This window comes from Pseudomonas sp. UC 17F4 (assembly GCF_900101695.1).
In the GTDB taxonomy this organism is placed as follows: domain Bacteria; phylum Pseudomonadota; class Gammaproteobacteria; order Pseudomonadales; family Pseudomonadaceae; genus Aquipseudomonas.
Genome location: NZ_FNKV01000001.1, coordinates 1236118 through 1261016, shown reverse-complemented (window position 1 = coordinate 1261016; position 24899 = coordinate 1236118). Strand labels below are relative to the sequence as shown.

Here is a 24899-nt window from a genome sequence, read left to right as displayed (position 1 = left end):
GATCCATGTTCGCACTTTATCGCACGACGCTGCCGGCGTTATGCCTGTCACTGATACTACCTTGTACCGCACAAGCAGCCGCTGGCGAAACGCCAGAAGCGGCTGCCGACAGCAAACCTGCCGCAGTCGAACGCCAACCGCTGGCCGAACGCAGCCAGGAAGACGCCCAGGCCCTGGAACGCCAGGTTCCTGCAGCCGAACAGCAAACCCTGCAGGCTGGCAGCGACAGCTTCCTGGCCCTGTGGAAACCGGCCAACACTGCCGAACCCGAAGGCGCCCTGATCATTCTTGCCGGTGCTGGCGAAAATGCCGACTGGCCGAAAACCGTCGGCCCGCTGCGGCGCAAGTTTCCCGATGCCGGTTGGCACAGCCTGAGCCTGGCCCAGCCGGATTTGCTTGCCAGCGCCCCGCAGGCGCGCGTCGAAGTGCCCCCGGCAATCGAAAAAAAGGCCGAGCCAGGCGAAAGCGCACCGGCCAAGGACACCCCGGCCAATGCCAACGCCAGTATCGAGCAAGCCACGGCAGCCGAAAGCGAGAACAGCGAAAGTATCGAACAAGCGAAGGCGCCGGTCGACGATGACAAGGCCGATGCCGAACGCATCTTCGCCCGCCTCGATGCGGCCGTTGCTTATGCCCAGCAACAGAATGCCCGCAGCATTGTCCTGCTCGGTAACGGCAGCGGCGCCTACTGGGCAGCGCGTTACTTGAGCGAACGGCAACCGGCCCAGGTGCAGAAGCTGGTAATGGTCGCCGCGCAGACACCAGCCCAGGCCGAACAGAGCCTGGACAGCCTGGCGCCGAACCTCAAGGTAGCCACCGCAGACTTCTTCTACGCCACCCTGCCCCAGGCCAGGCGCGCCGCCGAGCAGCGCCTGCAAGCCAGTAAACGCTTGAAGGACGCCAACTACCGCCAGGTCAGCCTGACCGCCATGCCAGGCAACAGCGCGGCGGAACAGGAGCAATTGTTCCGCCGCATCCGCGGCTGGCTCAGCCCGGAAAAACTCGACTAGAAGCCACGGCGTTTACGGATGACGGCGTAGGCCTGATGCAGTTCGCGGGTTCGTTCGGTGGCCTCGCGAACCTGCGCGGGGCTTGCGCCATTGCCCACCAGCTTGTCCGGATGATGACGGCTGAGCAGGCGCCGGTAGGCTTGTTTGATCTGCCCGGCTTCGCTGTCGGCGCTGACCCCAAGCATGCGCAAGGCTTGTGGATAACCCAGCGTGCCGTCGGCCAGTGCGGCCTTTTGCGGCTCATAGTCCAGCGCCAGGGCCTGGACCTTGGCTGCCGACCAGCCAAGGGCCTGGCCCCACGCCAGCAGCAGCTCGCGTTCATGCCGGCCAGCCTGGCCATCAGCCCAGACCATGCGCCAGCATGCGCGCAACATGCCTTCGGCGGCATGCGGCTGTTGCTTGAGGCGGCGCAGATGAACACCCAGGCGCTCCTTGCCAGCCTTGCCACGATTGAACGCGGCGATGGCGCGGCGCCTGGCCGGTTCGCTCATTTCCAGGCGCTGCATCTCCACCCGTGCCTGCTGGATATGGCCATCGACCACCCGTCCGTCGCTCTTGGCCAGGCGCCCAAGCAGGACGAACAGTACCTCGTCGTCACGCAGCACCGGCCGCCCACCCAGGCGTTCACGCAGATGCGCCCAACTGTGCAACTGCAAACGGCGGTCCATCGCCTGGCCCAGCAACGCCCCCAGCAACGCCCCGGGAATACTGGCGATGGCGAAGCCTGCTCCGGCACCTATCACTGTGCTCGGCCACAACATGTCAGCGGCGCTCAGCGAGCAGTTGCTCGACTTCGGCCAGCCGCTCCAGGGTGCCGACATCCACCCAGTGTCCGCTGAAATGCTCACCACTGACCTGCCCGGCCGTCATCGCCTGGCGCAGCAGCGGCGCCAGCTTGAAGGCGCCGGCCTGGCAGTCGGCAAACAGCTCCGGGGCGAGCACGGCGATTCCGCTGTAGGTCAGGGTGTCGGCATCGGCGTTGGCATCGCTGACCTGGCCTTTATCCAGACAGAAGTCACCCTTGCCATGATGACCAGGGTTATCCACCAGCACCAGGTGGGCCAGGCCGTCGAGGTGCTTCGGCAGGCGGGCGAAATCGTACTCGGTCCAGATATCGCCGTTGACCAACACAAAAGGCTCATCCCCCAGCAAAGGCAGGGCTTTGAAGATGCCGCCGCCGGTCTCCAGCGGTTCACCTTCGGGCGAGTAACTGATATTCAGGCCCCAGCGCGAACCATCGCCCAGGTGATCTTCGATCTGCTGCCCGAGCCAGGCGTGATTGATTACCACATCCTTGAAGCCGGCCGCTGCCAACGCATGCAGGTGGTACTCGATCAGCGGCATACCGGCCACCGGCACCAACGGCTTGGGGGTGTGCAGGGTCAGCGGGCGCATGCGCTCGCCTTTGCCCGCGGCAAGAATCATCGCTTTCATGGACGCGCTCCGGCGGCGGCCTGCAGGCTCTCGATCAGTTCATCGAGTTCGGCCAGCTCCGGCCTGCGCGCGATCACTTCATCTATATAGGCAAAGAAGCGCGGTACATCGGCCAGGTAACGCGGCTTGCCGTCGCGGTGGCAGATGCGCGCGAAGATGCCGATGACCTTGAGGTGACGCTGCACTCCCATCAGGTCGCTGGCGCGGTGGAATTCCTCGAAATCGGCCTGCACCGGGATGCCCTTGGCCTGGGCGCGCTGCCAGTAATCCTTGAGCCAGCCCTGCACGCGTGCCTGCGGCCAGCTCAGGAAGGCATCCTTGAACAGGCAGGTGATGTCATAGGTGACCGGCCCGTACACCGCGTCCTGGAAGTCCAGCACGCCAGGGTTCGGCTCGCTGTGCATCAGGTTGCGTGGCATATAGTCGCGGTGCACCAGCACCTTTGGCTGGGCCAGGGCGCTGTCGATCAGCAGGTTGCTGATGCGCTGCCAGGCAGCCAGTTGCGCATCGGTAAAGCCCAGGCCCAGTTCACGGCCGACGTACCACTCCGGGAACAGCTCAAGCTCGCGGCGCAACAGGGCCACGTCGTAGCTTGGCAGCGGCGCGTTCATCGGCAACTGCTGGAAGGCTAGCAGCGCATCAATGGCGTCGTTGAACAGACCATCGGCGTTCTCGGCGTTGATCACATCGAGGTAGGTCTGGGTGCCCAGGTCGCTGAGCAACAGGAAACCACGTTCAAGGTCCTGGGCATGAATGACCGGAACATTGACCTCGGCCGTGGCCAGCAAGTGGGCAATATCAACGAATGGCCGGCAGTTTTCCTGCGGCGGTGGCGCATCCATGACAATAAAGCTGTGGCCTTCGGCCTGCCAGCGGAAGTAGCGGCGAAAGCTCGCATCGCTGCTGGCGGCGGTCAGGCTACCCGCGGGAACCGTGCCCCAGCCCTGTTTATGGAACAGATTTGCCAGCTGCTCGGCGAGCCAGACATTCAGGTGTTGCAAGCGTACATCGTGATCGGGCATTACAAGGGTCTCCGACGGCCCTAGCCGTCAAGCGGGTCATGCTTTATTATCCAGCATCTTTTTCAGACCATCGAGAGGCGTGCGGCCCCACACGCGGGCAGATGGCACGCAGGAAGCCCGGACTAATAAGATGGCATTGAAATCCCCCGCGTTTCGTAAAAAATTCCCGTTGCTGGTCACCGGCGGTTTGCTGGCGATGCAACCTCTGGCCACCCCATACGTGGTTGCCGCAGAGCAGTTCGACTGCCAAGTGTCTGCTGCCGGAGGCTGGGACTGCAAGCCCAAAACCCCTGCCGCCGCACTGCCGCCGCGCCCGGTGCACGCCGGAGCGGCCGCCAGCTCGTCCGGTGAAACGCCAGCCGGCTCCGGCGAGGTCGCCCAGGAGCAAGCTCAAGGTCCGGTGCTGGTCACCGAAGCCAAAGGCCGCGTGCTGAAATCCCGTAGCCCCGATGCCAGCCACCTGGATTGGGTCCCTCGTGACCAGCTCACCCCAGCCCAGCTCGCCGAAACCGGGCCTTACTGCGCCGGTGCCTACATCGAGCCGACCCGTCCGGGCATGACCGACACCACGCCCAAAGACGAGTCGCCGACCTTCATCGGTGCCAAGGTTTCGCGCTACCAGCAGGAGCAGCAGATCGCCACCCTCGCCGGTGACGTGGTCATGCGCCAGGGCAGCATGCAGGTCGAGGCCGACGAGGCCAACCTGTACCAGGCCGAGAACCGTGGTGAGCTGAGCGGCAATGTGAAGATTCGCGACAACGGTTCGCTGGTGGTCGGCGATCACGCCGACATCCAGCTCGACACCGGTGAAGCCAAGGTCGATAACGCCGAATACGTGATGCACAAATCGCGCATCCGCGGCAGCGCCCTATACGCCAAGCGTGCTGAAAACGCCATCATCCGCCTCAAGGACGGTACTTACACCACCTGTGAGCCGAACAGCAACGCCTGGCAGCTCAAAGGCAACAACATTACCCTGAACCCGGCCACCGGCTTCGGTACCGCGACCAACGTCACCCTGCGGGTCAAGGATTTCCCGGTGTTCTACACACCGTACATCTACTTCCCGATCGATGACCGCCGCCAGTCCGGTTTCCTGCCGCCGTCGTTCAGCACCAGCAGCGATACCGGCTTCATGCTGGTCACGCCGTACTATTTCAACCTGGCGCCAAACTACGACGCCACCTTGTATCCACGCTACATGGCCAAGCGCGGCATGTTGATGGAAGGCGAGTTCCGCTACCTGACCAAGTCCAGCGAAGGACAGTTCGGTGGTGCTTACCTGAATGACAAGGATGATGACCGCAAGCTGCAGACGGACTACAAAGATCAGCGCTGGATGGTCAACTGGCAGCACAAGGGCGGCCTCGACGAGCGCCTGATGACTGAAGTCGACTACACCGACTTCAGCGACCCGTTCTACTTCCAGGACCTGGAATCGGATCAGATCGGTGTCGAAAGCCGGGACTTCGTCAATCAGCAAGGTGCGTTGACCTATCGCGGCGATACCTACACCGCGCGGCTGAACGTGCAGGCTTTCGAGCTGGCGACCATTTCGCAGATCACCCCGTATGACCGCCTGCCGCAGGTCACTTTCAACGGCATGCTGCCTTACCACCCGGGCGGGATGAACTTCACCTACGAATCCGAGGCTGTACGCTTCGAGCGTGATCTGAAGAACGGCACTGTCTTCGACAAGGACGGCAAGCTCGATACCAGCGTTCGCGCTGACGGTGGCCGCATCGACCAGAACATCACCGGCCTGGCCCGAGCCAACGGCACTCGCCTGCACCTGGCGCCGACCATCAGCCTGCCGATGGAAGCAAGCTATGGTTATGTACGGCCATCGCTGAAGTACGCCTACACCCACTACGACCTTGACCTCGACAGTCAGGGCAAGGCCCAGGCGCCAGGCCAGCCGCGCGAATTCGGCCGGTTCAACTCTTCGCAGGATCGCGATGTTCCGATCGTCAGCGTCGACAGCGGGCTGTACTTCGACCGCAGCACCCAGTGGTTCGGCAAGAACTACACCCAGACCCTGGAACCACGTCTGTACTACCTGTACGTCCCGTACAAGAACCAGATGGACATCCCGGTCTTCGATACCAGCGAGTACACCTTCAACTACGCCTCGCTGTTTCGCGACAACCGTTTCAGTGGCAACGACCGTATCGGCGACGAGAACAAGCTGTCGCTGGGCGTGACCAACCGCTGGATCGAAGAGAACGGCTTTGAACGTCAGCGCCTTAGCGTTGGCCAGGCCCTGTACTTCAAGGACCGCAAGGTTCAGTTGCCTGGCATTGCCTACAAGGACCGTCAGGACGCCCAGTCGGACGTTTCCCCGTACGCACTGGAATACGAATACCGCTTCAACCGCGACTGGCGCTTCAATTCCGATTTCAACTGGGATCCGGACAGCCGCAGCACCCGTTCGGGCAGCGCGATGTTCCATTACCAGCCTGAAGACAACGTCAACAAGGTGGTCAACCTCGGTTACCGCTACCGCAACGACATGGTCATCTACAACAGCGCCACTGGTCGCTGGCAGGTAGGTGGTGGCGACTATGGCCAGCCGGGTGACGCGAACTACATCAAGGACTACTACAAGATCCAGCAGCATGACTTCTCAGTCATGTGGCCGATCGTTCCGCAGTGGACCGCGATCGCGCGCTGGCAGCATGACTACAACCGCAACCGCACGCTGGAAGCCTTCGGTGGTTTCGAATATGACAACTGCTGCTGGAAGCTGCGTCTGATCAACCGTTACTGGATCGATTACGACGATTACAGCCAGGCAATTCCGCAAAACGAAAAAGGCGACCACGGCGTCTTCCTGCAGATTGTGCTGAAAGGCCTCGGCGGCGTAGTGGGCAACAAGGTCGAGTCTTTCCTCGACCAGGGCATTCAAGGTTATCGTACTCGTGAAGACCAAGCTTACTGATTGTCTGCGCCCGCTGTTGCTGGGCGCGGTATTGCTGACCGGCACGGCGCACGCCGCCGTGCAACCCCTGGACAGCGTTGTGGCCATCGTCGACAACGACGTGGTGATGAAAAGCCAGCTGGACAGCCGCGTACGCGAAGTCCAGCAGACCATCGCCAAGCGTGGCGGCCAGGTGCCGCCCGCCGGTGTCCTGGACCAACAGGTGCTCGAGCGCCTGATCGTCGAGAACCTGCAACTGCAGATCGGCGATCGCTCGGGCATCCGCATCACCGACGAAGAACTGAACCAGGCCATCGGCACCATTGCCCAGCGCAATGGCATGAACCTGGAGCAGTTCCGCGCCGCTTTGGCCCATGACGGCCTGTCGTACGAAGATGCCCGCGAGCAGGTTCGTCGCGAGATGATCATCAGCCGCGTGCGTCAGCGCCGGGTTGCCGAGCGCATCCAGGTCTCGGAGCAGGAAGTGAAAAACTTCCTCGCCTCGGAGCAAGGCCAGATGCAACTGTCGGAAGAATGGCGCCTGGCCAATATCCTGATCCCGACCCCGGAAAGCGCCAACTCGGCGCAGATCCAGGCGGCCGCGCAAAAGGCTGGTGAGGTCTACTCGCGCCTGAAAAGCGGTGCCGACTTCGGCCAGATGGCAATCGCCAGCTCCGCCAGCGAAAACGCCCTGGAAGGCGGCGAAATGGGCTGGCGTAAAGCCGGTCAGCTGCCGCCGGAGCTCGCCAAGCTGCTCAGCAGCCTGAGCGTTGGTGACGTGACTCAGCCACTGCGTATTCCTACCGGTTTCCTCATCATCAAGATGCAGGAAAAACGCGGCGGCGGTGGTGCCACCATGCGCGACGAAGTGCATGTCCGCCACATCCTGATCAAGCCAAGCGAGATTCGCAGCGAAGCGGCGACCAAGGAACTGGCGCAACGGCTGTATGACCGCATCCAGAACGGCGAAGATTTCGCCACGCTGGCCAAGAGCTTCTCCGAAGACCCTGGCTCGGCACTCAATGGCGGCGATCTCAACTGGATCGATCCAAGCGCCCTGGTGCCAGAGTTCCGCGAAGAAATGGCCAACGCCCAACAGGGCCAGGTGACCAAGCCATTCAAGACCCAGTATGGCTGGCACGTGCTCGAAGTGCTGGGCCGCCGCGCCACCGACAGCACCGAACAGGCCCGCGAGCAACAAGCGATGAACGTACTGCGCAACCGCAAGTACGATGAAGAACTGCAGACCTGGCTGCGTCAGATCCGTGACGAAGCCTACGTCGAAATCAAGCTTCCTGGCGCCGATCAGGCCGCGCAGTGAAACCGCAGCGCTTCGCCCTCACACCCGGCGAGCCGGCCGGCATAGGTCCTGACCTGTGCCTGCTGCTCGCCACGCAAGCCCAGCCGCACCCCCTGATTGCCATTACCAGCCGTGACCTGCTCGCCGAGCGGGCCACGCAGCTGGGCGTGGCCGTCACGCTGCTGCCGGTGAGCCTCGACGCCCTCCCCGACCAGCCCGCTCCGGCAGGCAGCCTGTATGTCTGGGACACGCCGCTGCAAAACCCGGTGGTTGCCGGCCAGCTGGACAAAGCCAACGCCGCATTCGTCCTGCAAACCCTCACCCGCGCCGCGCAAGGCTGCCTGGACGGGCATTTCGCCGGGATGATCACCGCACCGGTGCACAAGGGCGTGATCAACGAAAGCGGTATCGCCTTTTCCGGGCACACCGAGTTTCTCGCCGACCTGACCAACACCGCGCAAGTGGTGATGATGCTGGCGACCCGCGGCCTGCGCGTGGCCCTGGTGACCACGCACCTGCCGCTGCGCGAGGTTGCCGACGCCATCACCAGCGAGCGCCTGGAGCGCGTCACGCGGATCCTGCATGCTGACCTGCAACACAAGTTCGGCATAGCCAACCCGCGCATCCTGGTCTGCGGCCTCAACCCGCATGCCGGCGAGGGTGGCCACCTGGGCCACGAAGAAATAGACACCATCGAACCGACATTGGCGCGCCTGCGCAGCGAAGGCATGGACCTTCGCGGCCCGTTGCCCGCCGACACCCTGTTTACCCCCAAATATCTGGAGCACTGCGATGCAGTGCTGGCGATGTACCACGACCAGGGCCTGCCCGTGCTCAAGTACAAAGGCTTCGGCGCTGCGGTCAACGTGACCCTGGGCCTGCCGATCATCCGCACCTCGGTCGACCACGGCACCGCCCTGGACCTGGCCGGCAGCGGCAAGATCGACACCGGCAGCCTGCAGGTCGCCCTGGAAACCGCCTACCAGATGGCCGAGACCCGAAAATGACCGAGCAATACCAACACAAGGCGCGCAAGCGCTTTGGCCAGAACTTCCTGCACGACGCCGGGGTCATCGACCGCATCCTGCGCTCGATCCACGCCAAGGCCGGCGAGCGCATGCTGGAAATCGGCCCGGGCCAGGGCGCCCTGACCTCCGGCCTGCTGGCCAGCGGCGCGCAGCTGGACGTGGTCGAGCTGGACAAAGACCTGGTACCGATCCTCAACCAGCAGTTCGCTAACCGCGACAACTTTCGCCTGCACCAGGGCGATGCACTGAAGTTCGACTTCACCACCCTCGGCGCTGCCCCCCACAGCCTGCGCGTGGTTGGCAACCTGCCGTATAACATCTCGACGCCACTGATCTTCCACCTGCTGGCCAACGCCGAGCTGATCCGCGACATGCATTTCATGCTGCAGAAGGAAGTGGTCGAGCGCCTGGCCGCAGGCCCTGGCGGTGGTGACTGGGGCCGTCTGTCGATCATGGTGCAGTACCACTGCCGGGTCGAACACCTGTTCAACGTCGGTCCCGGCGCGTTCAACCCGCCGCCCAAGGTCGATTCAGCGATCGTGCGCCTGGTGCCACACGAAACCCTGCCGTTCCCGGCCAAGGACCATCGCCTGCTCGAACGCATCGTTCGCGAAGCCTTCAACCAGCGCCGCAAAACCCTGCGCAACACCCTCAAGGCCCTGCTCAGCAGCGACGCCATTGAAGCTGCCGGCGTCGATGGCAGCCTGCGCCCCGAGCAACTCGACCTCGCCGCCTTCGTGCGCCTGGCCGACAAGCTGGCCGAGCAACAGGGCGCCGCGTAACCTGCGCCATAGGCCAGTCATGCCCGCATGACTGGCCGGCTACCCCGCCGATAGCCTAGACTGACGCCATCGCCGTATCCGCGTCTGTTGCCAAGGCCCCTTGCATGTCTGATCCCCGTTACCAGATCGACGTCAGCGTCGTGACCCGCTTTCTCAAAGAACAATCCGACCCCGAAAACGACCGTTTCGCCTTCGCCTATACCATTACGGTGAAGAACAATGGCTCTGTGACCGCCAAGCTGATGTCACGACACTGGCTGATCACCAACGGTGATGGCCATGTCGAAGAGGTCAAGGGCGCCGGTGTGATCGGCCAGCAACCGGCCATTGAGCCCGGGCAAAGCCACACCTACAGCAGCGGCGCGGTGATCAGCACCAAAGTCGGCACCATGCAGGGCAGCTATCAGATGTTTGCCGAGGACGGTAAGCGTTTCGACGCCGTCATTGCCCCATTCCGCCTCGCCGTCCCCGGAGCCCTGCACTGATGGCGGTATACGCAGTCGGAGACCTGCAAGGCTGCCTGCAGCCGCTCAAGTGCCTGCTCGAACGGGTGAGATTCGATCCAAAGGTCGACCGCCTGTGGCTGGTCGGTGACCTGGTCAACCGCGGCCCGGAATCGCTGGAAACCTTGCGCTTCCTTTATTCCATCCGCGAATCGCTGGTGTGCGTACTGGGCAACCATGACCTGCACCTGCTGGCCGCCTGGCACAACATCGAGCGCCTGAAAAAAAGCGACACCCTGCGCGAAATTCTCGATGCGCCAGATGCTGGCGAACTGCTCGACTGGCTGCGCCGGCAAAAGCTGCTGCATTACGACGAGCAGCGCGGCGTAGTGCTGGTGCACGCCGGCATCCCGCCGCAGTGGACCCTGGGCAAGGCCCTGGAGCTGGCAGGCGAAGTTGAGGAAGCGCTGCGCGACGACAATCGCTTCAAGCCCTACCTCGATGGCATGTACGGCAACGAGCCGAACAAGTGGAGCAAGGACCTGAGCGGCGTCACCCGCCTGCGGGTGATCACCAACTACTTCACCCGCATGCGCTTTTGCACCAGCGAAGGCAAGCTCGACCTCAAGGGCAAGGAAGGCGCCGACACCGCCCCGCCCGGCTACAAGCCCTGGTTCGCCCACAAGGGCCGCCGCTCACGGCATGTGAAGATCATCTTCGGCCATTGGGCCGCCCTTGAAGGGCGCTGCAAGGAGCCCGGGGTGATCGCCCTGGACACCGGCTGCGTCTGGGGTGGCGCGATGACCCTGTACAACGTCGATACCGGCGCATTGCAGCGCTGTGAATGCACCGAGCAAGGCACCCCGCGCACGCAGCCTGCGTCCGCACAACCGGCTAGAATGAACGACCAGTCCTGAAGGAAACCGTACCCATGAGCGAATTCAAACGCATCCCTCCCGAGCAGGCCCAGGCGCTGCGCGAGCAAGGTGCGGTCGTGGTCGATATTCGCGACCCGCAAGCCTTTGCCGCCGGCCACATTACCGGCGCAAGCCACCTGGACAATCACTCGGTAGCGGACTTCATCCGCACTGCCGATCTCGATGCCCCCACCGTAGTGGTCTGCTATCACGGTAACTCCAGCCAGAGCGCTGCCGCCTACCTGATCAGCCAGGGCTTTTCCGACGTCTACAGCCTCGACGGCGGCTTCGAGCTGTGGCGTGGCACCTACCCTGCAGAAACCGCCCAAGGCACTGCCGAATAATTTTTTTCATCTCTCGCAGCCCGCGTCCTGTGCGGGCTCGCGCCTGGCCAGACGAACGGTCATGGCGAACTTCATGTACAACCGCCCTTGACCTCCCCGATAACGAACTATCCTTAAGCGCAGGCCATCCAAAAAGGGGAGAGCCGGTACACCGGCGTGCGGGTCATCGGTAGCGAGTTCTAGGTGTTCTGGGGGGTATACAGCAATCGGCGGTGTCGATTGCATGCCAGCATCAGCTGACTGATCCGGCGTCGGCTCCACGTATCGAGCGAGGTGACGTCATGAGTATTTTTAGCCACTTCCAACAACGTTTCGAGTCCACCCGTCAGGAAGAACTTTCGCTGCAAGAGTACCTTGAGCTCTGCAAAAGCGATCGCAGCGCTTATGCGTCGGCGGCCGAACGCCTGTTGATGGCTATCGGCGAGCCGGAACTGGTCGACACCTCGAACAACTCAAGGCTGTCGCGCATTTTCTCCAACAAGGTGATCCGCCGTTATCCGGCCTTTGAAGACTTCCATGGCATGGAAGAATGCATCGACCAGATCGTGTCGTATTTCCGCCATGCCGCCCAAGGCCTGGAAGAGAAGAAACAGATCCTTTACCTGCTGGGCCCGGTGGGCGGTGGTAAATCGTCCCTGGCCGAAAAGCTCAAACAATTGATGGAGAAGGTGCCCTTCTATGCCATCAAGGGCTCGCCGGTATTCGAATCGCCCCTGGGGCTGTTCAACGCCGCTGAAGACGGCGCCATTCTCGAAGAAGACTTCGGCATTCCACGACGCTACCTGAACACCATCATGTCGCCCTGGGCGACCAAGCGACTGGCCGAGTTCGGGGGCGACATCAGCCAGTTCAAAGTGGTCAAACTCTACCCGTCGATCCTCAACCAGATTGCCGTGGCCAAAACCGAACCGGGTGATGAAAACAACCAGGACATTTCCGCCCTGGTCGGCAAGGTCGACATCCGCAAACTCGAGGAATACCCGCAGAACGACGCCGACGCCTACAGCTACTCGGGCGCGCTGTGCCGGGCCAACCAGGGCCTGATGGAATTCGTCGAGATGTTCAAGGCGCCAATCAAGGTTCTGCACCCGCTGCTCACGGCAACCCAGGAAGGTAACTACAACAGTACCGAAGGCCTTGGGGCGATCCCCTACTCCGGGATCCTGCTGGCTCACTCCAACGAATCGGAATGGCACAGTTTCCGCAACAACAAGAACAACGAAGCCTTCATCGACCGTATCTACATCGTCAAGGTGCCGTACTGCCTGCGGGTCAGCGACGAGATCAAGATCTACGACAAGCTGCTGTTCAACAGCTCGCTGGCCAAGGCCCATTGCGCGCCAGACACCCTGAAGATGCTCGCCCAGTTCACCGTGCTGTCACGGCTCAAAGAGCCGGAAAACTCGAACATCTACTCGAAAATGCGGGTGTACGACGGCGAAAACCTCAAGGACACCGATCCCAAGGCCAAGTCGATCCAGGAGTACCGCGACGCCGCTGGAGTGGACGAAGGCATGAACGGCCTGTCGACCCGCTTCGCCTTCAAGATCCTCTCCAAGGTGTTCAACTTCGACCCTCACGAAATTGCCGCCAACCCGGTGCACCTGCTGTATGTGCTGGAGCAGCAAATCGAACAGGAACAGTTCCCGGCCGAAGTGCGCGAACGCTACCTGCGCTACCTCAAAGAGTACCTGGCACCGCGCTACATCGAGTTCATCGGCAAGGAAATCCAGACCGCTTACCTGGAGTCCTACAGCGAGTACGGGCAAAACATCTTCGACCGTTACGTGCTGTATGCCGACTTCTGGATTCAGGACCAGGAGTATCGCGACCCGGAAACCGGCGAGATCCTCAACCGCATCGCCCTCAACGAAGAGCTGGAGAAGATCGAGAAGCCGGCCGGCATCAGCAATCCGAAGGATTTCCGCAACGAAATCGTCAACTTCGTGTTGCGCGCCCGGGCCAACAACAACGGCAAGAACCCGACCTGGCTCAGCTACGAAAAACTGCGGGTGGTGATCGAGAAGAAAATGTTCTCCAACACCGAGGACCTGCTGCCGGTCATCAGCTTCAACGCCAAGGCCAGCAAAGAGGATCAACAAAAGCACAACGACTTCGTCACCCGAATGGTGGAACGCGGTTACACAGACAAGCAAGTTCGGCTGCTCTCGGAATGGTACCTGCGAGTCAGAAAATCGCAATAAGCGCCAAGCTGCAAGCTGTCAGCTGCAAGTCGCGCACGTAGGTCAAATACGTGTCGGCTTGCGGGGGCAGCGGTGATCCAACTTGAAGCTTGAAGCTTACAGCTTGCAGCTACCGCCTACTCCCGGAGGGGCCTATGAGCTATGTGATCGACCGACGCCTGAACGGCAAGAACAAGAGCACGGTCAACCGCCAGCGCTTTTTGCGGCGTTACCGTGACCATATCAAGAAGGCCGTCGAGGAGGCCGTGAGCCGCCGCTCCATCACCGATATGGAGCATGGCGAGCAGATCAGCATTCCCGGTCGCGACATCGACGAGCCGGTGCTGCACCATGGCCGCGGCGGCAAGCAGACCGTGGTGCACCCTGGCAACAAGGAATTCACCGCGGGCGAGCATATCGCCCGTCCGCAAGGAGGCGGCGGGGGCGGCGGCCGCGGCAAGGCCGGCAACTCTGGCGAAGGCATGGACGAGTTCGTCTTCCAGATTACCCAGGAAGAATTCCTCGAGTTCATGTTCGAAGACCTCGAACTGCCCAACCTGGTCAAACGTCACCTGACCGGCACCGACACCTTCAAGACCGTGCGCGCCGGTATCAGCAACGAAGGCAACCCGTCACGCATCAACATCATCCGCACCCTGCGTTCAGCCCATGCCCGGCGTATCGCCCTGTCCGGCAGCAGCCGGGCAAAACTGCGTGAGGCGCAAGAAGAACTGGCGCGCCTGAAGCGCGAAGAACCGGACAACTTCGGCGATATTCAGGAAATTGAAGCGGAAATCGAGCGATTGAGCGCGCGCATCCACCGCGTGCCGTTCCTCGACACCTTCGACCTCAAGTACAACCTGCTGGTCAAGCAACCCAACCCCAGTTCCAAGGCGGTGATGTTCTGCCTGATGGACGTTTCCGGCTCCATGACCCAGGCCACCAAGGACATCGCCAAGCGCTTCTTCATCCTTTTGTACCTGTTCCTCAAGCGCAACTACGACAAGATCGAAGTCGTGTTCATCCGCCATCACACCAGCGCCCGCGAAGTAGACGAAGAGGAGTTTTTCTACTCTCGGGAAACCGGCGGCACCATCGTCTCCAGCGCCCTGAAGCTGATGCAGGAAATCATGGCCGAGCGCTATCCGGCCAATGAATGGAACATCTACGCCGCCCAGGCTTCAGACGGCGACAACTGGAACGACGACTCGCCGATCTGCCGCGAGATTCTTACCAAGCAGATCATGCCGTTCGTCCAGTACTACACTTACGTTGAGATCACCCCTCGCGAACATCAGGCATTGTGGTACGAGTATGAGCGTATCGGCGAAGCCTTTGCCGATACGTTCGCCCAGCAGCAGCTGGTGTCGGCCGGCGATATCTATCCGGTCTTCCGTGAACTCTTCCAGCGCAGGTTAGTGACATGACCGCTAGAGAGCAGAAGCGCCACCCTATTTCTACCGGGTCCGAATGGACATTCGAACTGATCCAGGCCTATGACCGGGAAATCAGCCGCCTGGCCGAGCGCTACGCCCTGGACACCTACCCCAACCAGATCGAGGTGATCACTGCCGAGCAAATGATGGACGCCTACGCCTCCGTCGGCATGCCGCTGGGCTATCACCACTGGTCCTACGGCAAACACTTTCTTAGCACTGAAAAGTCCTATAGCCGCGGTCAGATGGGCCTGGCCTACGAGATCGTGATCAACTCCGACCCCTGCATCGCCTACCTGATGGAAGAAAACACCATCTGCATGCAGGCCCTGGTGGTTGCCCACGCCTGCTACGGGCACAACAGCTTCTTCAAGGGCAACTACCTGTTCCGCACCTGGACCGACGCCAGCTCGATCATCGACTACCTGGTGTTTGCCAAGCAGTACATCACCCAGTGCGAAGAACGCCATGGCATCGATGCCGTCGAAGACCTGCTCGACTCCTGCCACGCGCTGATGAACTACGGTGTCGACCGCTACAAGCGGCCCTACCCGATCTCCGCCGAAGAAGAGCGGCGCCGCCAGAAGGAACGCGAAGAGCACCTGCAAAAACAGATCAACGACCTGTGGCGCACCATTCCCAAGGGCGCCGACAAGAACAGCGACCGCGACAACGCGCGCTTCCCGGCCGAACCCCAGGAGAACATCCTCTACTTCATCGAGAAACACGCGCCGCTGCTCGAACCCTGGCAGCGTGAAATCGTGCGTATCGTGCGCAAGATCGCCCAGTACTTCTACCCACAGCGCCAGACCCAGGTGATGAACGAAGGCTGGGCAACCTTCTGGCACTACACCCTGATGAACGACCTGTATGACGAAGGCCTGGTGACCGAAGGCTTCATGATGGAGTTCCTGCAGTCGCACACCAGCGTGGTGTTCCAGCCAGGCTTCGACAGCCCCTATTACAGCGGCATCAACCCTTATGCCCTGGGCTTTGCGATGTACCGCGACATCCGCCGCATGTGCGAACACCCTACCGAAGAGGACCGCCGCTGGTTCCCCGACATCGCCGGCAGTGACTGGCTGTCGACCATCAAGTTCGCCATGAGCAGCTTCAAGGACGAAAGCTTCATTCTCCAGTACCTGTCGCCGACGGTAATCCGCGACCTAAAGCTGTTCAGCATCCTCGATGACGATCAGCGCGAAGACCTGCTGGTACCGGCCATCCACGACGAAAGTGGCTACCGGATCATCCGCGAGACCCTGGCCGCCCAGTACAACCTCGGCAACCGTGAACCCAACGTGCAGATCTGGAGCATCGACCGTCGCGGCGACCGCTCGCTGACCCTGCGCCACCAGCAACACGACCGCAAACCCCTGGGCGACTCAACCGAGGAGGTTCTCAAGCACCTGCACCGCCTCTGGGGCTTTGACATCCACCTGGAGACCCTGCAGGGCGAGCAGGTGATGAAAACCCACCATGTGCCGCCCAAAGGCGAGCACGGCGAAGCTGACTATGGTCGCCTGGACCTGGCGGTAGTGCACCTCTAGCACGCCCTCCGTTGCTGCCAGACAGGTTATCCTGTGGCATCAACGGAGGTTCTACATGCAGATCTACAAAGTCGGCGGCGCCGTACGCGACCGCCTGCTCGGCAGGCCGGTCAGTGATATCGACTGGGTCGTGGTCGGCGCCACGGCGGAACAAATGCAAGCCCTGGGCTATCGCCCGGTCGGGGCGGATTTCCCGGTGTTCCTGCACCCCAAAAGCGGTGAGGAATACGCCTTGGCGCGCACCGAGCGCAAGAGCGGACGCGGCTATGGCGGCTTCACCTTCCACGCCAGCCCCGAGGTTACCCTCGAGCAGGACCTGATCCGCCGCGACCTGACCATCAATGCCATGGCCGAGGACGACGAGGGTAATATCTGCGACCCGTATAACGGCCAGAAAGACCTAGAAGCCCGAATTTTGCGTCATGTTTCCCCGGCATTCGCCGAAGATCCCTTGCGCGTGCTGCGCGTCGCCCGCTTTGCCGCGCGCTATGCCGGCATGGGCTTTAGCGTGGCCCCGGAAACCATCGAGCTGATGCGCGAACTGGGAGATTCAGGCGAACTGCAAGCCCTGACTGCCGAGCGCAGCTGGAAGGAAATCGCCCGGGCGCTGATGGAGGACCAACCCCAGGTATTCATCCAGGTGCTGCGCGATTGTGGCGCCCTCAAGCAACTGATGCCCGAGCTCGATGCGCTGTTCGGGGTGCCGCAGCCTGAGGCCCATCACCCGGAGATCGACAGCGGCATCCATACCCTCTCGGTGCTCGAGCAAGCCGCCCTGCACCAGCAGCCCCTGAGCGTGCGCTGGGCCTGTTTGCTGCACGACCTGGGCAAGGGCCTTACCCCAGAGGAAGAATGGCCACGGCACATCGCTCACGAGCAACGCGGGCTGAAGTTGATCAAGGCGGTGAACCAGCGCTTCAAGGCGCCCCGTGAATGCCAGGAACTGGCCCTGCTGGTCGGGGAATATCACACCCACTGCCACCGGGCCCTGGAACTGCGCGCCTCGACCTTGCTGGAGCTACTGCAAAGCTTCGATGTGTACCGCCGGCCGCAGCGTTTCGAGGAGTTTATCGTCGCCTGCGAGATGGACGCCCGGGGCCGCAAGGGCCTGGAGCAACGTGATTATCCACAGGCTGATTACCTGCGCGGCGCAGCGGCGGCGGCGCGTGCAGTGCAGGTGCAACCGCTGGTGCAACGAGGGCTGACCGGGCAGGCGCTGGGCGAGGCGCTCAAGGGCGAGCGGCTGAAGGCGTTGAAGGCGTACAAGGAAGGTCTCGGGCGCTGAACCTATCGCGGGGCAAGCCCGCTCCTACAATCCTGTGGGAGCGGGCTTGCCCCGCGATCGAAGCTAAAGACCGGTCAACTGCTGCCCACGCCACTCGAACGGCACCGGCGCCAGCACTTGCTCGATTTGCGCCTCGGCCCACAGCTGGCCCATGGTTTTGCCCGCACCCGGGTGCTTAAGCGCTGGCGCAATCAACGCCAGCGGCCACAACACGAATGCGTTCTTGAGAATCTCTGCCCGCGGCAATACCAGCCCGTCGAAACTGCCATGCAGGTCGTTGTACATCAGCACGTCGATATCCAGCGGCAGACCTTTGCGCTCGGGGGCGTAGCGGCCATTGTCGGCCTCGATGAACTTGAGCCGGCGATCCAGTTCCATCAGCGGCAGCTCGGTCAAACCGCTGACCACCAGGTTGAAGAACGGTCCGCTCTTGATGCCCACCGCCTGGCTTTCGAACACCGCCGAACAGTGCATGTCGGTGAGCATTTCGGCCAGGGCATCGAGCCCGGCGGTCAAGTGCCGCTCGCGCTCGATATTACTGCCCAGCCCGAGGTAAACCCTGTTCAGAGACATCCGCGCTCGATCTCCACGCCGACCCCAGTGGCGGCCGGTACCGCGCCAGGCTTGGTCAGTTTCAGGCGCAACCAGGGAATCTGGAACTCGCTCATCAGCACCGCCGCCAGGCGCTCGGCGAAGGTTTCCACCAACTGGAACTCGGACTGCTCGGCAAACGCCTGGATGCGCGCCGACACGCTGGCGTAGTCCAGGGCCTTGGTCAGGTCGTCTCCGGCTGCGGCCGGGCGGTTATCCCAGGCAAAGCTCAGGTCCAGGCGCAGGCACTGGCGGATTCCGCGCTCCCAGTCATAGGCGCCGATCACGGTATCGACTTCCAGCCCCTCGATGAACACTCTGTCCAAGCACTTCTCTCCACAGCACGACAAGGGCGCGTTGCGCCGTTAGAATCAGGGCGTCCTCGCCCGGAATGGTTAGCATGTTTTGGTTACTGGCGCTGTGCGCCTACCTGCTTGGCTCTCTGTCCTTTGCCATCGTCCTCAGCCGCCTCAATGGCAGCCCGGACCCGCGCATGAGCGGTTCAGGCAATGCCGGTGCAACCAACATGCTGCGCCTGGCCGGCCGCAAACTGGCGGTCCTGACCCTGCTTGGCGACCTGTGCAAGGGCCTGCTGCCCGTGCTGGTCGCCAATCTTGCTGGCCTCGACCTGCAGCAACAGGCCTGGATCGGCGTGTGCGCGGTGATTGGCCATCTGTTTCCGGTGTACTTCCGCTTTCGCGGCGGCAAAGGTGTCGCCACCGCCGCCGGCATGCTGCTGGGGCTTTACCCGCCAGCCGCCTTGCTGGCCATCAGCGCCTGGCTGCTGACCTTCTACCTGACCCGTACCAGCTCGCTGGCGGCGCTGGTGGCAACGCCACTGACCCTGCCACTACTGGCCTGGCGTGAGCCGGAAGCGTTGCTGCCAATCAGCGTGCTGACCGTGCTGATCGTCTGGCGTCACCGCGGCAATCTACGCGACCTTTTCGCCGGACGCGAACGGCATTTCTGAATCCAGCGCATGAGCAACGCTCAGCTTCACAGCGGCGCCAGTTGCTCCATTGGCCAGCGCGCCTGCACGCTGATCGCCAGGCTTTCCTGCTGCCCGGCGGCCAGACGCTGGCAGCCGGCGTAGGCAATCATGGCGCCGTTATCGGTGCAAAACTGCGGCCGGGCGTAGTACACATTACCCTTGATGCCAGCCAGCATGTCTTCCAGCGAAGCGCGCAAGGCCTTGTTGGCACTGACGCCGCCAGCGATCACCAGGCGCTTGAGGCCGGTCTGCTTGAGGGCTCGCTTGCACTTGATGGTCAAAGTCTCCACCACCGCCTGCTGGAAGGCCAGCGACACGTCGCAACGGGTTTGCTCACCGTCGTCCCCAGCACTCTGGCACTGCTGCCAGGTATTGAGGGCAAAGGTTTTCAGGCCGCTGAAGCTGAAATCCAGCCCCGGGCGGTCGGTCATCGGCCGCGGGAAGACAAAGCGCCCGGGCACGCCCTGGGTTGCCAGGCGAGCGATCTCCGGGCCACCCGGGTACGGCAGGCCGATCAGCTTGGCGGTCTTGTCGAAGGCTTCGCCGGCGGCGTCATCGAGGGTCTCGCCGAGCAACTCGTACTGACCGATACCGTCGACGCGCACCAACTGGGTATGCCCGCCCGACACCAGCAAGGCGACGAACGGGAACTCGGGTGGCTGCTCTTCGAGCATCGGCGCCAGCAGGTGACCTTCCATGTGATGCACGCCAAGCGCCGGAATCCCCCAGGCAAAGGCCAGGGCCTGGGCGCAGGAAGCGCCCACCAGGAGTGCGCCGACCAGGCCGGGGCCTGCGGTATAGGCGATGGCGTCGATCTCGGTGGCGACGCAGTCGGCTTCGGCCAGCACCTGGCGGATCAACGGCAGCATGCGCTTGACGTGATCACGCGAGGCCAGCTCCGGCACTACCCCGCCATAGACGCGGTGCAGGTCGATCTGACTGAACAATGCATCGGCCAAAAGGCCGCGTTCACTGTCGTATAATGCGACGCCGGTTTCGTCGCAGGATGTTTCCAATCCCAGTACTAGCATGGGTCCGTGCCTTGTTGAGGCTGAATTCGAAGGCGCGCATGATAGTCCCCGCTCCCGACGCCGACCAGCGGTTTTCGATCAGAGGCTTTGCATTCCGGTCGGCTAAGGGTTAACATCCGCAACCCTTAAAAACCGACGTTCTCCAGCGCACATTTTTGCCACGAGTTCGTTGACCCCGGTAATGAATGAAGGTAGCTCTGGATGCCAGCCGTCAAAGTTAAAGAGAATGAACCCTTCGACGTAGCTCTGCGTCGTTTCAAGCGCTCCTGCGAAAAAGCCGGTGTTCTGGCTGAAGTTCGTAGCCGCGAATTTTACGAGAAGCCGACTTCTGAGCGTAAGCGCAAAGCAGCAGCCGCTGTTAAACGTCACGCCAAGAAAGTTCAGCGCGAACAGCGCCGCGCCGTTCGTCTGTACTAATACAGACGTCCGTCGCAAGCTTCTGCCTCGCCCGGCCCACAGCCGGGCTGCCGGCAGTTGTTGCTTGATCCTTTGGCCTTCGGGCCCAAGGCGTCCTGTTGCCCTGCAGCATGGACAACCTGCCTGAATCGTCAGAACTGGCCGCAACGCCAGCTGTGCACGTCCTTCCTGACGAGCCTTCACCGGCTGCAGACGAGCACGTCTTTCCGTATTTTGTGTTACGCCATTCGACATCGCTCGAACGCGCAGCCGTTCCCGCCGCATTAGCGATTACACTTGCTTATCGCCTGATGATGAGAGTGCCATGGCCGGGCTGATTCCCCAGAGTTTTATCGACGACCTGCTCAACCGTACCGACATCGTCGATGTGGTGAGTTCGCGCGTGCAGCTGAAAAAAGCTGGCAAGAACCTCACGGCCTGCTGCCCGTTCCACAAGGAAAAGACCCCGTCCTTCAGCGTCAGCCCCGACAAACAGTTCTATTACTGCTTTGGCTGCGGCGCGGGCGGCAACGCCCTTGGCTTCATCATGGACCACGACAACCTGGATTTCCCCCAGGCCGTCGAGGAACTGGCCAAGGCCGCCGGCATGGAGATCCCCCGCGAAGAAAGCGGGCGTGGTCACAAACCCCGGCAACCAGTCGATTCACCGCTGTACCCGCTGCTTGAAGCCGCCGCCGAATTTTATCGCCAGGCGCTGCGCAGCCATCCGACGCGCAAATCCGCGGTCGACTACCTCAAGGGCCGCGGCCTGTCCGGCGAGATCGCCCGCGACTTCGGCCTGGGCTTTGCCCCGCCCGGCTGGGACAACCTGTTCAAACACTTGAGCAGCGATACCTTGCAGCAAAAGGCCATGATCGATGCCGGCCTGCTGATCGAGAACGCCGAGTCCGGCAAGCGCTACGACCGCTTCCGTGACCGGGTGATGTTTCCGATCCGCGACAGCCGTGGCCGGGTCATCGCCTTCGGCGGCCGGGTTCTGGGCGACGACAAGCCCAAGTACCTCAACTCCCCGGAAACCCCGGTGTTCCACAAGGGCCAGGAGCTGTACGGGCTGTACGAGGCGCGCAAGTTCAACCGCAACCTCGACGAGATCATCGTGGTCGAAGGCTACATGGACGTCATCGCCCTCGCGCAGCAAGGCTTGCGCAACGCGGTGGCAACCCTGGGCACGGCCACCAGCGAAGAGCACCTCAAGCGTCTGTTTCGCGTGGTGCCGAGCGTGCTGTTCTGTTTTGACGGCGACCAGGCCGGCCGCAATGCTGCCTGGCGCGCCCTGGAAGCAACGCTTTCGAGCCTGCAGGACGGGCGCAAGGCGCGCTTTCTGTTTTTGCCCGAAGGCGAAGACCCCGACACCCTGGTACGCGCCGAAGGCACCGATGCCTTCCGCGCGCGCATCAATCAGCATGCGCAGCCGCTGGCCGATTATTTTTTCCAGCAGTTGACCGAGGAAGCTGACCCGCGCTCGCTCGAGGGCAAGGCACACATGGCCACCCTCGCTGCACCGTTGATCGAAAAAGTGCCCGGGGCGAATCTTCGCGCCTTGATGCGCAACCGCCTCAAGGAAATCACCGGCCTGGACAACCAGCAGGTCGAACAACTGGCGCACACTGCACCGGCGGAAGCTCCACCCAGTTACGACCCGGGCATCGATTACGACGCGATTCCCGACTACACACCGGATTACGCTGATTTTCACCAGCCCGAGTACGCCGCGCCACAACAGCAGTGGACACCGAACAAGGGCGGCAAGAAAAAGTGGGACGGCAAACCCTGGGACAAGAAGGGCAAGCCCTGGGAGCGCAATGGCCAGCGCCAGGATGCGCCACCACGGGTGCCGACCTCGGTAGAACCGCCGACCTTGAGCGCCCTGCGCACCTTGCTGCATCACCCGCAACTGGCGAAAAAGGTCGAAGATGCCAGCCAGCTGGCGGCCGAAGAACACGTCTATGCCCAGCTGCTGGTAGCCCTGCTCGAGGCGTTGCAAAAGAATCCTGAGCTACGCTCACTACAGCTGATCGCCCGCTGGCATGGCACTGAACAGGGCCGCCTGCTAAGGGCATTGGCAGAAAAGGAATGGCTGATCGATGCCGATAACCTTGAACAACAGTTTTTCGACACCATAACTAGCTTGTCCGCTCGCCAACGCGAGCGCAGCCTGGAACATCTGCTCAGGAAAGCACGTCAAAGTGACTTGAGCGCAGAGGAAAAAAATCAGCTGCGTGACCTGTTAAGCCGTAATGTTCCCGCACAAACCCCGACCTCAACTGGCGCGTGAGGTCCTAGCTCGGGTATAATCCTCGGCTTGTTTTTTGCCCGCCAAGACCTTCAGTGGATAGGGTGTTATGTCCGGAAAAGCGCAACAGCAGTCTCGCATCAAAGAGTTGATCACCCGCGGTCGTGAGCAGGGCTACCTGACTTACGCGGAGGTCAACGACCACCTGCCAGAGGATATTTCAGATCCGGAGCAGGTGGAAGACATCATCCGCATGATCAACGACATGGGGATCAACGTATTCGAGAGTGCTCCGGATGCGGATGCCCTTTTGTTGGCCGAAGCCGACACCGACGAAGCCGCAGCTGAAGAAGCCGCCGCAGCGTTGGCGGCTGTGGAAACCGATATTGGTCGCACGACTGACCCGGTGCGCATGTACATGCGTGAAATGGGTACCGTCGAGCTTCTGACCCGCGAAGGCGAAATCGAAATCGCCAAGCGGATCGAAGAAGGTATTCGTGAAGTCATGGGTGCTATCGCCCACTTCCCGGGTACGGTCGAGCACATCCTCTCCGAGTACGATCGCGTCACCACCGAAGGTGGCCGCCTGTCCGACGTTCTCAGCGGTTACATCGACCCGGACGACGGCATCGCGCCGCCGGCCGAAGTGCCGCCGCCGATCGACCCGAAAGCCCCGGCCAAGGCCGATGCTGACGACGACGAGGAAGAGAAAGAGGAAAGCAGCGACGAAGAGGAAGAAGTCGAAAGCGGTCCGGATCCGGTCGTCGCGCAACAGCGCTTCGGTGCCGTCCAGGATCAGCTCAACGCTACCCTCAAGGTGCTGAAGAAGAACGGCCGCAGCCACAAGGACAGCCTCAAGGCGATGCTTGATCTGGCCGAGCTGTTCATGCCGATCAAGCTGGTACCGAAGCAGTTCGAAGCCCTGGTTGAGCGCGTTCGTAGCGCCCTGGACCGCCTGCGTCAGCAAGAACGCGCCATCATGCAACTGTGCGTCCGTGACGCGCGCATGCCACGTGCCGACTTCCTGCGCCTGTTCCCGAGCAACGAAATCGACCAGACCTGGGCCAGCGACCTGGCCAAGCGCAGCACCAAATGGGCGGCTGCCCTGGGTGAGAAAAGCGACGCCATCGTGGCCTGCCAGCAGAAGCTGATCGACCTCGAAAGCGAAACCGGCCTGACCATCGCCGAGATCAAGGACATCAACCGTCGCATGTCGATCGGTGAAGCCAAGGCTCGTCGCGCCAAGAAAGAAATGGTCGAGGCCAACCTGCGTCTGGTTATCTCGATCGCCAAGAAGTACACCAACCGCGGCCTGCAGTTCCTCGACCTGATCCAGGAAGGCAACATCGGCCTGATGAAGGCGGTGGACAAGTTCGAATACCGTCGTGGTTACAAGTTCTCGACCTATGCCACCTGGTGGATTCGCCAGGCGATCACCCGTTCGATCGCCGACCAGGCCCGCACCATCCGTATTCCGGTGCACATGATCGAGACGATCAACAAGCTCAACCGTATTTCCCGGCAGATGTTGCAGGAAATGGGTCGCGAACCGACCCCGGAAGAGCTGGGTGAGCGCATGGAAATGCCTGAGGACAAGATCCGCAAGGTATTGAAGATCGCCAAAGAGCCGATCTCCATGGAAACCCCGATCGGTGACGACGAAGATTCGCACCTGGGTGACTTCATCGAAGACTCGACCATGCAGTCGCCAATCGATGTGGCCACGGTCGAAAGCCTCAAGGAAGCGACCCGTGACGTGCTCTCCGGTCTGACCGCACGCGAAGCCAAGGTGCTGCGCATGCGTTTCGGTATCGACATGAACACCGATCACACCCTCGAAGAGGTCGGCAAACAATTCGACGTGACCCGCGAGCGGATCCGTCAGATTGAAGCCAAGGCGCTGCGCAAGCTGCGCCATCCGACGCGAAGCGAGCATCTGCGCTCCTTCCTCGACGAGTGATGACAAACCCCGGCCCAGGCCG

22 protein-coding genes are annotated in these 24899 nt (G+C 61.9%); 16 read left to right on the top strand and 6 right to left on the bottom strand.

Annotated elements, in window-relative coordinates; all coding sequences use genetic code 11:
- The first annotated feature begins 5 nt into the window (after positions 1-5).
- Entirely contained in the window at positions 6-1010 is a 1005-nt protein-coding gene (locus tag BLR26_RS05710) for an alpha/beta hydrolase family protein (protein ID WP_093378965.1), read from the top strand.
- Here the strand turns inward: BLR26_RS05710 and BLR26_RS05705 are convergent.
- Genes BLR26_RS05705 through BLR26_RS05695 form a run of 3 tightly spaced genes read right to left on the bottom strand, consistent with a single transcriptional unit; the run spans position 1007 to position 3466 of the window.
- Positions 1007-1771: a DnaJ domain-containing protein gene (locus BLR26_RS05705; protein ID WP_093378962.1), complete on the bottom strand. Its 765-nt coding sequence runs from the start codon at positions 1769-1771 to the stop codon at positions 1007-1009. The genes BLR26_RS05710 and BLR26_RS05705 overlap by 4 nt on opposite strands.
- Before the next feature lies 1 nt (position 1772).
- Complete coding sequence (gene murU / locus BLR26_RS05700) at positions 1773-2444, bottom strand: N-acetylmuramate alpha-1-phosphate uridylyltransferase MurU (RefSeq protein WP_093378959.1); 672 nt, start codon at positions 2442-2444, stop codon at positions 1773-1775.
- Positions 2441-3466: an aminoglycoside phosphotransferase family protein gene (locus BLR26_RS05695; RefSeq protein WP_093378956.1), complete on the bottom strand. Its 1026-nt coding sequence runs from the start codon at positions 3464-3466 to the stop codon at positions 2441-2443. The genes murU and BLR26_RS05695 overlap by 4 nt, the downstream gene beginning before the upstream one ends.
- Before the next feature lie 130 nt (positions 3467-3596).
- On the opposite strand from BLR26_RS05695, the gene BLR26_RS05690 reads away from it, so the two are divergent.
- From BLR26_RS05690 to BLR26_RS05640, 11 genes are all read left to right on the top strand, one after another.
- Positions 3597-6407 carry an LPS-assembly protein LptD gene (locus tag BLR26_RS05690; RefSeq protein ID WP_093378953.1) on the top strand — a complete coding sequence of 937 codons (2811 nt, stop codon included), beginning with the start codon at positions 3597-3599 and terminating at the stop codon, positions 6405-6407.
- The gene (locus tag BLR26_RS05685) at positions 6388-7707 is read left to right on the top strand and encodes a peptidylprolyl isomerase (protein ID WP_045199291.1); all 1320 of its coding nucleotides are present in this window, start codon (positions 6388-6390) and stop codon (positions 7705-7707) included. Before BLR26_RS05690 ends, BLR26_RS05685 begins: the two co-directional genes overlap by 20 nt.
- A complete protein-coding gene (pdxA, locus tag BLR26_RS05680) occupies positions 7704-8693 on the top strand; it encodes a 4-hydroxythreonine-4-phosphate dehydrogenase PdxA (RefSeq protein ID WP_093378950.1) in 990 nt (329 codons plus the stop codon). Before BLR26_RS05685 ends, pdxA begins: the two co-directional genes overlap by 4 nt.
- Positions 8690-9496 carry a 16S rRNA (adenine(1518)-N(6)/adenine(1519)-N(6))-dimethyltransferase RsmA gene (gene rsmA, locus BLR26_RS05675; protein WP_045199287.1) on the top strand — a complete coding sequence of 269 codons (807 nt, stop codon included), beginning with the start codon at positions 8690-8692 and terminating at the stop codon, positions 9494-9496. Before pdxA ends, rsmA begins: the two co-directional genes overlap by 4 nt.
- Positions 9497-9600: 104 nt before the next feature.
- On the top strand, positions 9601-9981 hold the full coding sequence (apaG, locus tag BLR26_RS05670; RefSeq protein ID WP_045199285.1) for a Co2+/Mg2+ efflux protein ApaG: 381 nt from the start codon (positions 9601-9603) through the stop codon (positions 9979-9981).
- Positions 9981-10856: a symmetrical bis(5'-nucleosyl)-tetraphosphatase gene (locus BLR26_RS05665; protein ID WP_045199283.1), complete on the top strand. Its 876-nt coding sequence runs from the start codon at positions 9981-9983 to the stop codon at positions 10854-10856. The genes apaG and BLR26_RS05665 overlap by 1 nt, the downstream gene beginning before the upstream one ends.
- A 14-nt stretch (positions 10857-10870) precedes the next feature.
- Positions 10871-11200: a thiosulfate sulfurtransferase GlpE gene (gene glpE / locus BLR26_RS05660; RefSeq protein ID WP_045199281.1), complete on the top strand. Its 330-nt coding sequence runs from the start codon at positions 10871-10873 to the stop codon at positions 11198-11200.
- Between the two features lie 281 nt (positions 11201-11481).
- Positions 11482-13404, top strand: coding sequence for a PrkA family serine protein kinase (locus tag BLR26_RS05655; protein WP_010221441.1), 1923 nt, complete (start codon positions 11482-11484; stop codon positions 13402-13404).
- 134 nt (positions 13405-13538) lie between these two features.
- The gene (locus tag BLR26_RS05650; protein ID WP_045199279.1) at positions 13539-14810 is read left to right on the top strand and encodes a YeaH/YhbH family protein; all 1272 of its coding nucleotides are present in this window, start codon (positions 13539-13541) and stop codon (positions 14808-14810) included.
- Positions 14807-16369: a SpoVR family protein gene (locus BLR26_RS05645; protein ID WP_045199277.1), complete on the top strand. Its 1563-nt coding sequence runs from the start codon at positions 14807-14809 to the stop codon at positions 16367-16369. The genes BLR26_RS05650 and BLR26_RS05645 overlap by 4 nt, the downstream gene beginning before the upstream one ends.
- A gap of 55 nt (positions 16370-16424) precedes the next feature.
- Positions 16425-17654 (top strand): multifunctional CCA addition/repair protein, encoded by a 1230-nt coding sequence (locus BLR26_RS05640; protein WP_093378946.1) that lies wholly within the window; start codon positions 16425-16427, stop codon positions 17652-17654.
- Between the two features lie 63 nt (positions 17655-17717).
- On the opposite strand, the gene folK is transcribed toward BLR26_RS05640, so the two are convergent.
- The gene (folK, locus tag BLR26_RS05635) at positions 17718-18227 is read right to left on the bottom strand and encodes a 2-amino-4-hydroxy-6-hydroxymethyldihydropteridine diphosphokinase (protein WP_093378943.1); all 510 of its coding nucleotides are present in this window, start codon (positions 18225-18227) and stop codon (positions 17718-17720) included.
- Entirely contained in the window at positions 18218-18571 is a 354-nt protein-coding gene (gene folB, locus BLR26_RS05630) for a dihydroneopterin aldolase (RefSeq protein ID WP_045199271.1), read from the bottom strand. Before folB ends, folK begins: the two co-directional genes overlap by 10 nt.
- A 74-nt stretch (positions 18572-18645) precedes the next feature.
- Here folB and plsY point away from each other — a divergent pair, with 74 nt between their 5' ends.
- A complete protein-coding gene (gene plsY / locus BLR26_RS05625) occupies positions 18646-19215 on the top strand; it encodes a glycerol-3-phosphate 1-O-acyltransferase PlsY (protein WP_045199269.1) in 570 nt (189 codons plus the stop codon).
- A gap of 26 nt (positions 19216-19241) precedes the next feature.
- Here plsY and tsaD read toward each other — a convergent pair whose 3' ends face one another.
- Positions 19242-20267: a tRNA (adenosine(37)-N6)-threonylcarbamoyltransferase complex transferase subunit TsaD gene (tsaD, locus tag BLR26_RS05620; RefSeq protein WP_038998431.1), complete on the bottom strand. Its 1026-nt coding sequence runs from the start codon at positions 20265-20267 to the stop codon at positions 19242-19244.
- 201 nt (positions 20268-20468) lie between these two features.
- Between tsaD and rpsU the strand changes: the two genes are divergently transcribed.
- The 3 genes from rpsU to rpoD all read left to right on the top strand — a co-directional run bounded on the left by rpsU (position 20469) and on the right by rpoD (position 24877).
- Complete coding sequence (gene rpsU, locus BLR26_RS05615; RefSeq protein ID WP_002551877.1) at positions 20469-20684, top strand: 30S ribosomal protein S21; 216 nt, start codon at positions 20469-20471, stop codon at positions 20682-20684.
- Between the two features lie 304 nt (positions 20685-20988).
- On the top strand, positions 20989-22959 hold the full coding sequence (dnaG, locus tag BLR26_RS05610; protein WP_093378936.1) for a DNA primase: 1971 nt from the start codon (positions 20989-20991) through the stop codon (positions 22957-22959).
- A gap of 67 nt (positions 22960-23026) precedes the next feature.
- Positions 23027-24877, top strand: coding sequence for an RNA polymerase sigma factor RpoD (gene rpoD / locus BLR26_RS05605; protein ID WP_045199259.1), 1851 nt, complete (start codon positions 23027-23029; stop codon positions 24875-24877).
- Positions 24878-24899 lie beyond the last annotated feature (22 nt).

Bases quoted from the DNA above. Each gene is read 5' to 3' on its own strand.
- BLR26_RS05710 (WP_093378965.1), top strand. From the start codon at position 6: ATGTTCGCACTTTATCGCACGACGCTGCCGGCGTTATGCCTGTCACTG.
- BLR26_RS05705 (WP_093378962.1), bottom strand. From the start codon at position 1,771: ATGTTGTGGCCGAGCACAGTGATAGGTGCCGGAGCAGGCTTCGCCATC.
- murU (WP_093378959.1), bottom strand. From the start codon at position 2,444: ATGAAAGCGATGATTCTTGCCGCGGGCAAAGGCGAGCGCATGCGCCCG.
- BLR26_RS05695 (WP_093378956.1), bottom strand. From the start codon at position 3,466: ATGCCCGATCACGATGTACGCTTGCAACACCTGAATGTCTGGCTCGCC.
- BLR26_RS05690 (WP_093378953.1), top strand. From the start codon at position 3,597: ATGGCATTGAAATCCCCCGCGTTTCGTAAAAAATTCCCGTTGCTGGTC.
- rsmA (WP_045199287.1), top strand. From the start codon at position 8,690: ATGACCGAGCAATACCAACACAAGGCGCGCAAGCGCTTTGGCCAGAAC.
- apaG (WP_045199285.1), top strand. From the start codon at position 9,601: ATGTCTGATCCCCGTTACCAGATCGACGTCAGCGTCGTGACCCGCTTT.
- BLR26_RS05665 (WP_045199283.1), top strand. From the start codon at position 9,981: ATGGCGGTATACGCAGTCGGAGACCTGCAAGGCTGCCTGCAGCCGCTC.
- glpE (WP_045199281.1), top strand. From the start codon at position 10,871: ATGAGCGAATTCAAACGCATCCCTCCCGAGCAGGCCCAGGCGCTGCGC.
- BLR26_RS05655 (WP_010221441.1), top strand. From the start codon at position 11,482: ATGAGTATTTTTAGCCACTTCCAACAACGTTTCGAGTCCACCCGTCAG.
- BLR26_RS05650 (WP_045199279.1), top strand. From the start codon at position 13,539: ATGAGCTATGTGATCGACCGACGCCTGAACGGCAAGAACAAGAGCACG.
- BLR26_RS05645 (WP_045199277.1), top strand. From the start codon at position 14,807: ATGACCGCTAGAGAGCAGAAGCGCCACCCTATTTCTACCGGGTCCGAA.
- BLR26_RS05640 (WP_093378946.1), top strand. From the start codon at position 16,425: ATGCAGATCTACAAAGTCGGCGGCGCCGTACGCGACCGCCTGCTCGGC.
- folK (WP_093378943.1), bottom strand. From the start codon at position 18,227: ATGTCTCTGAACAGGGTTTACCTCGGGCTGGGCAGTAATATCGAGCGC.
- plsY (WP_045199269.1), top strand. From the start codon at position 18,646: ATGTTTTGGTTACTGGCGCTGTGCGCCTACCTGCTTGGCTCTCTGTCC.
- tsaD (WP_038998431.1), bottom strand. From the start codon at position 20,267: ATGCTAGTACTGGGATTGGAAACATCCTGCGACGAAACCGGCGTCGCA.
- rpsU (WP_002551877.1), top strand. From the start codon at position 20,469: ATGCCAGCCGTCAAAGTTAAAGAGAATGAACCCTTCGACGTAGCTCTG.
- dnaG (WP_093378936.1), top strand. From the start codon at position 20,989: ATGGCCGGGCTGATTCCCCAGAGTTTTATCGACGACCTGCTCAACCGT.
- rpoD (WP_045199259.1), top strand. From the start codon at position 23,027: ATGTCCGGAAAAGCGCAACAGCAGTCTCGCATCAAAGAGTTGATCACC.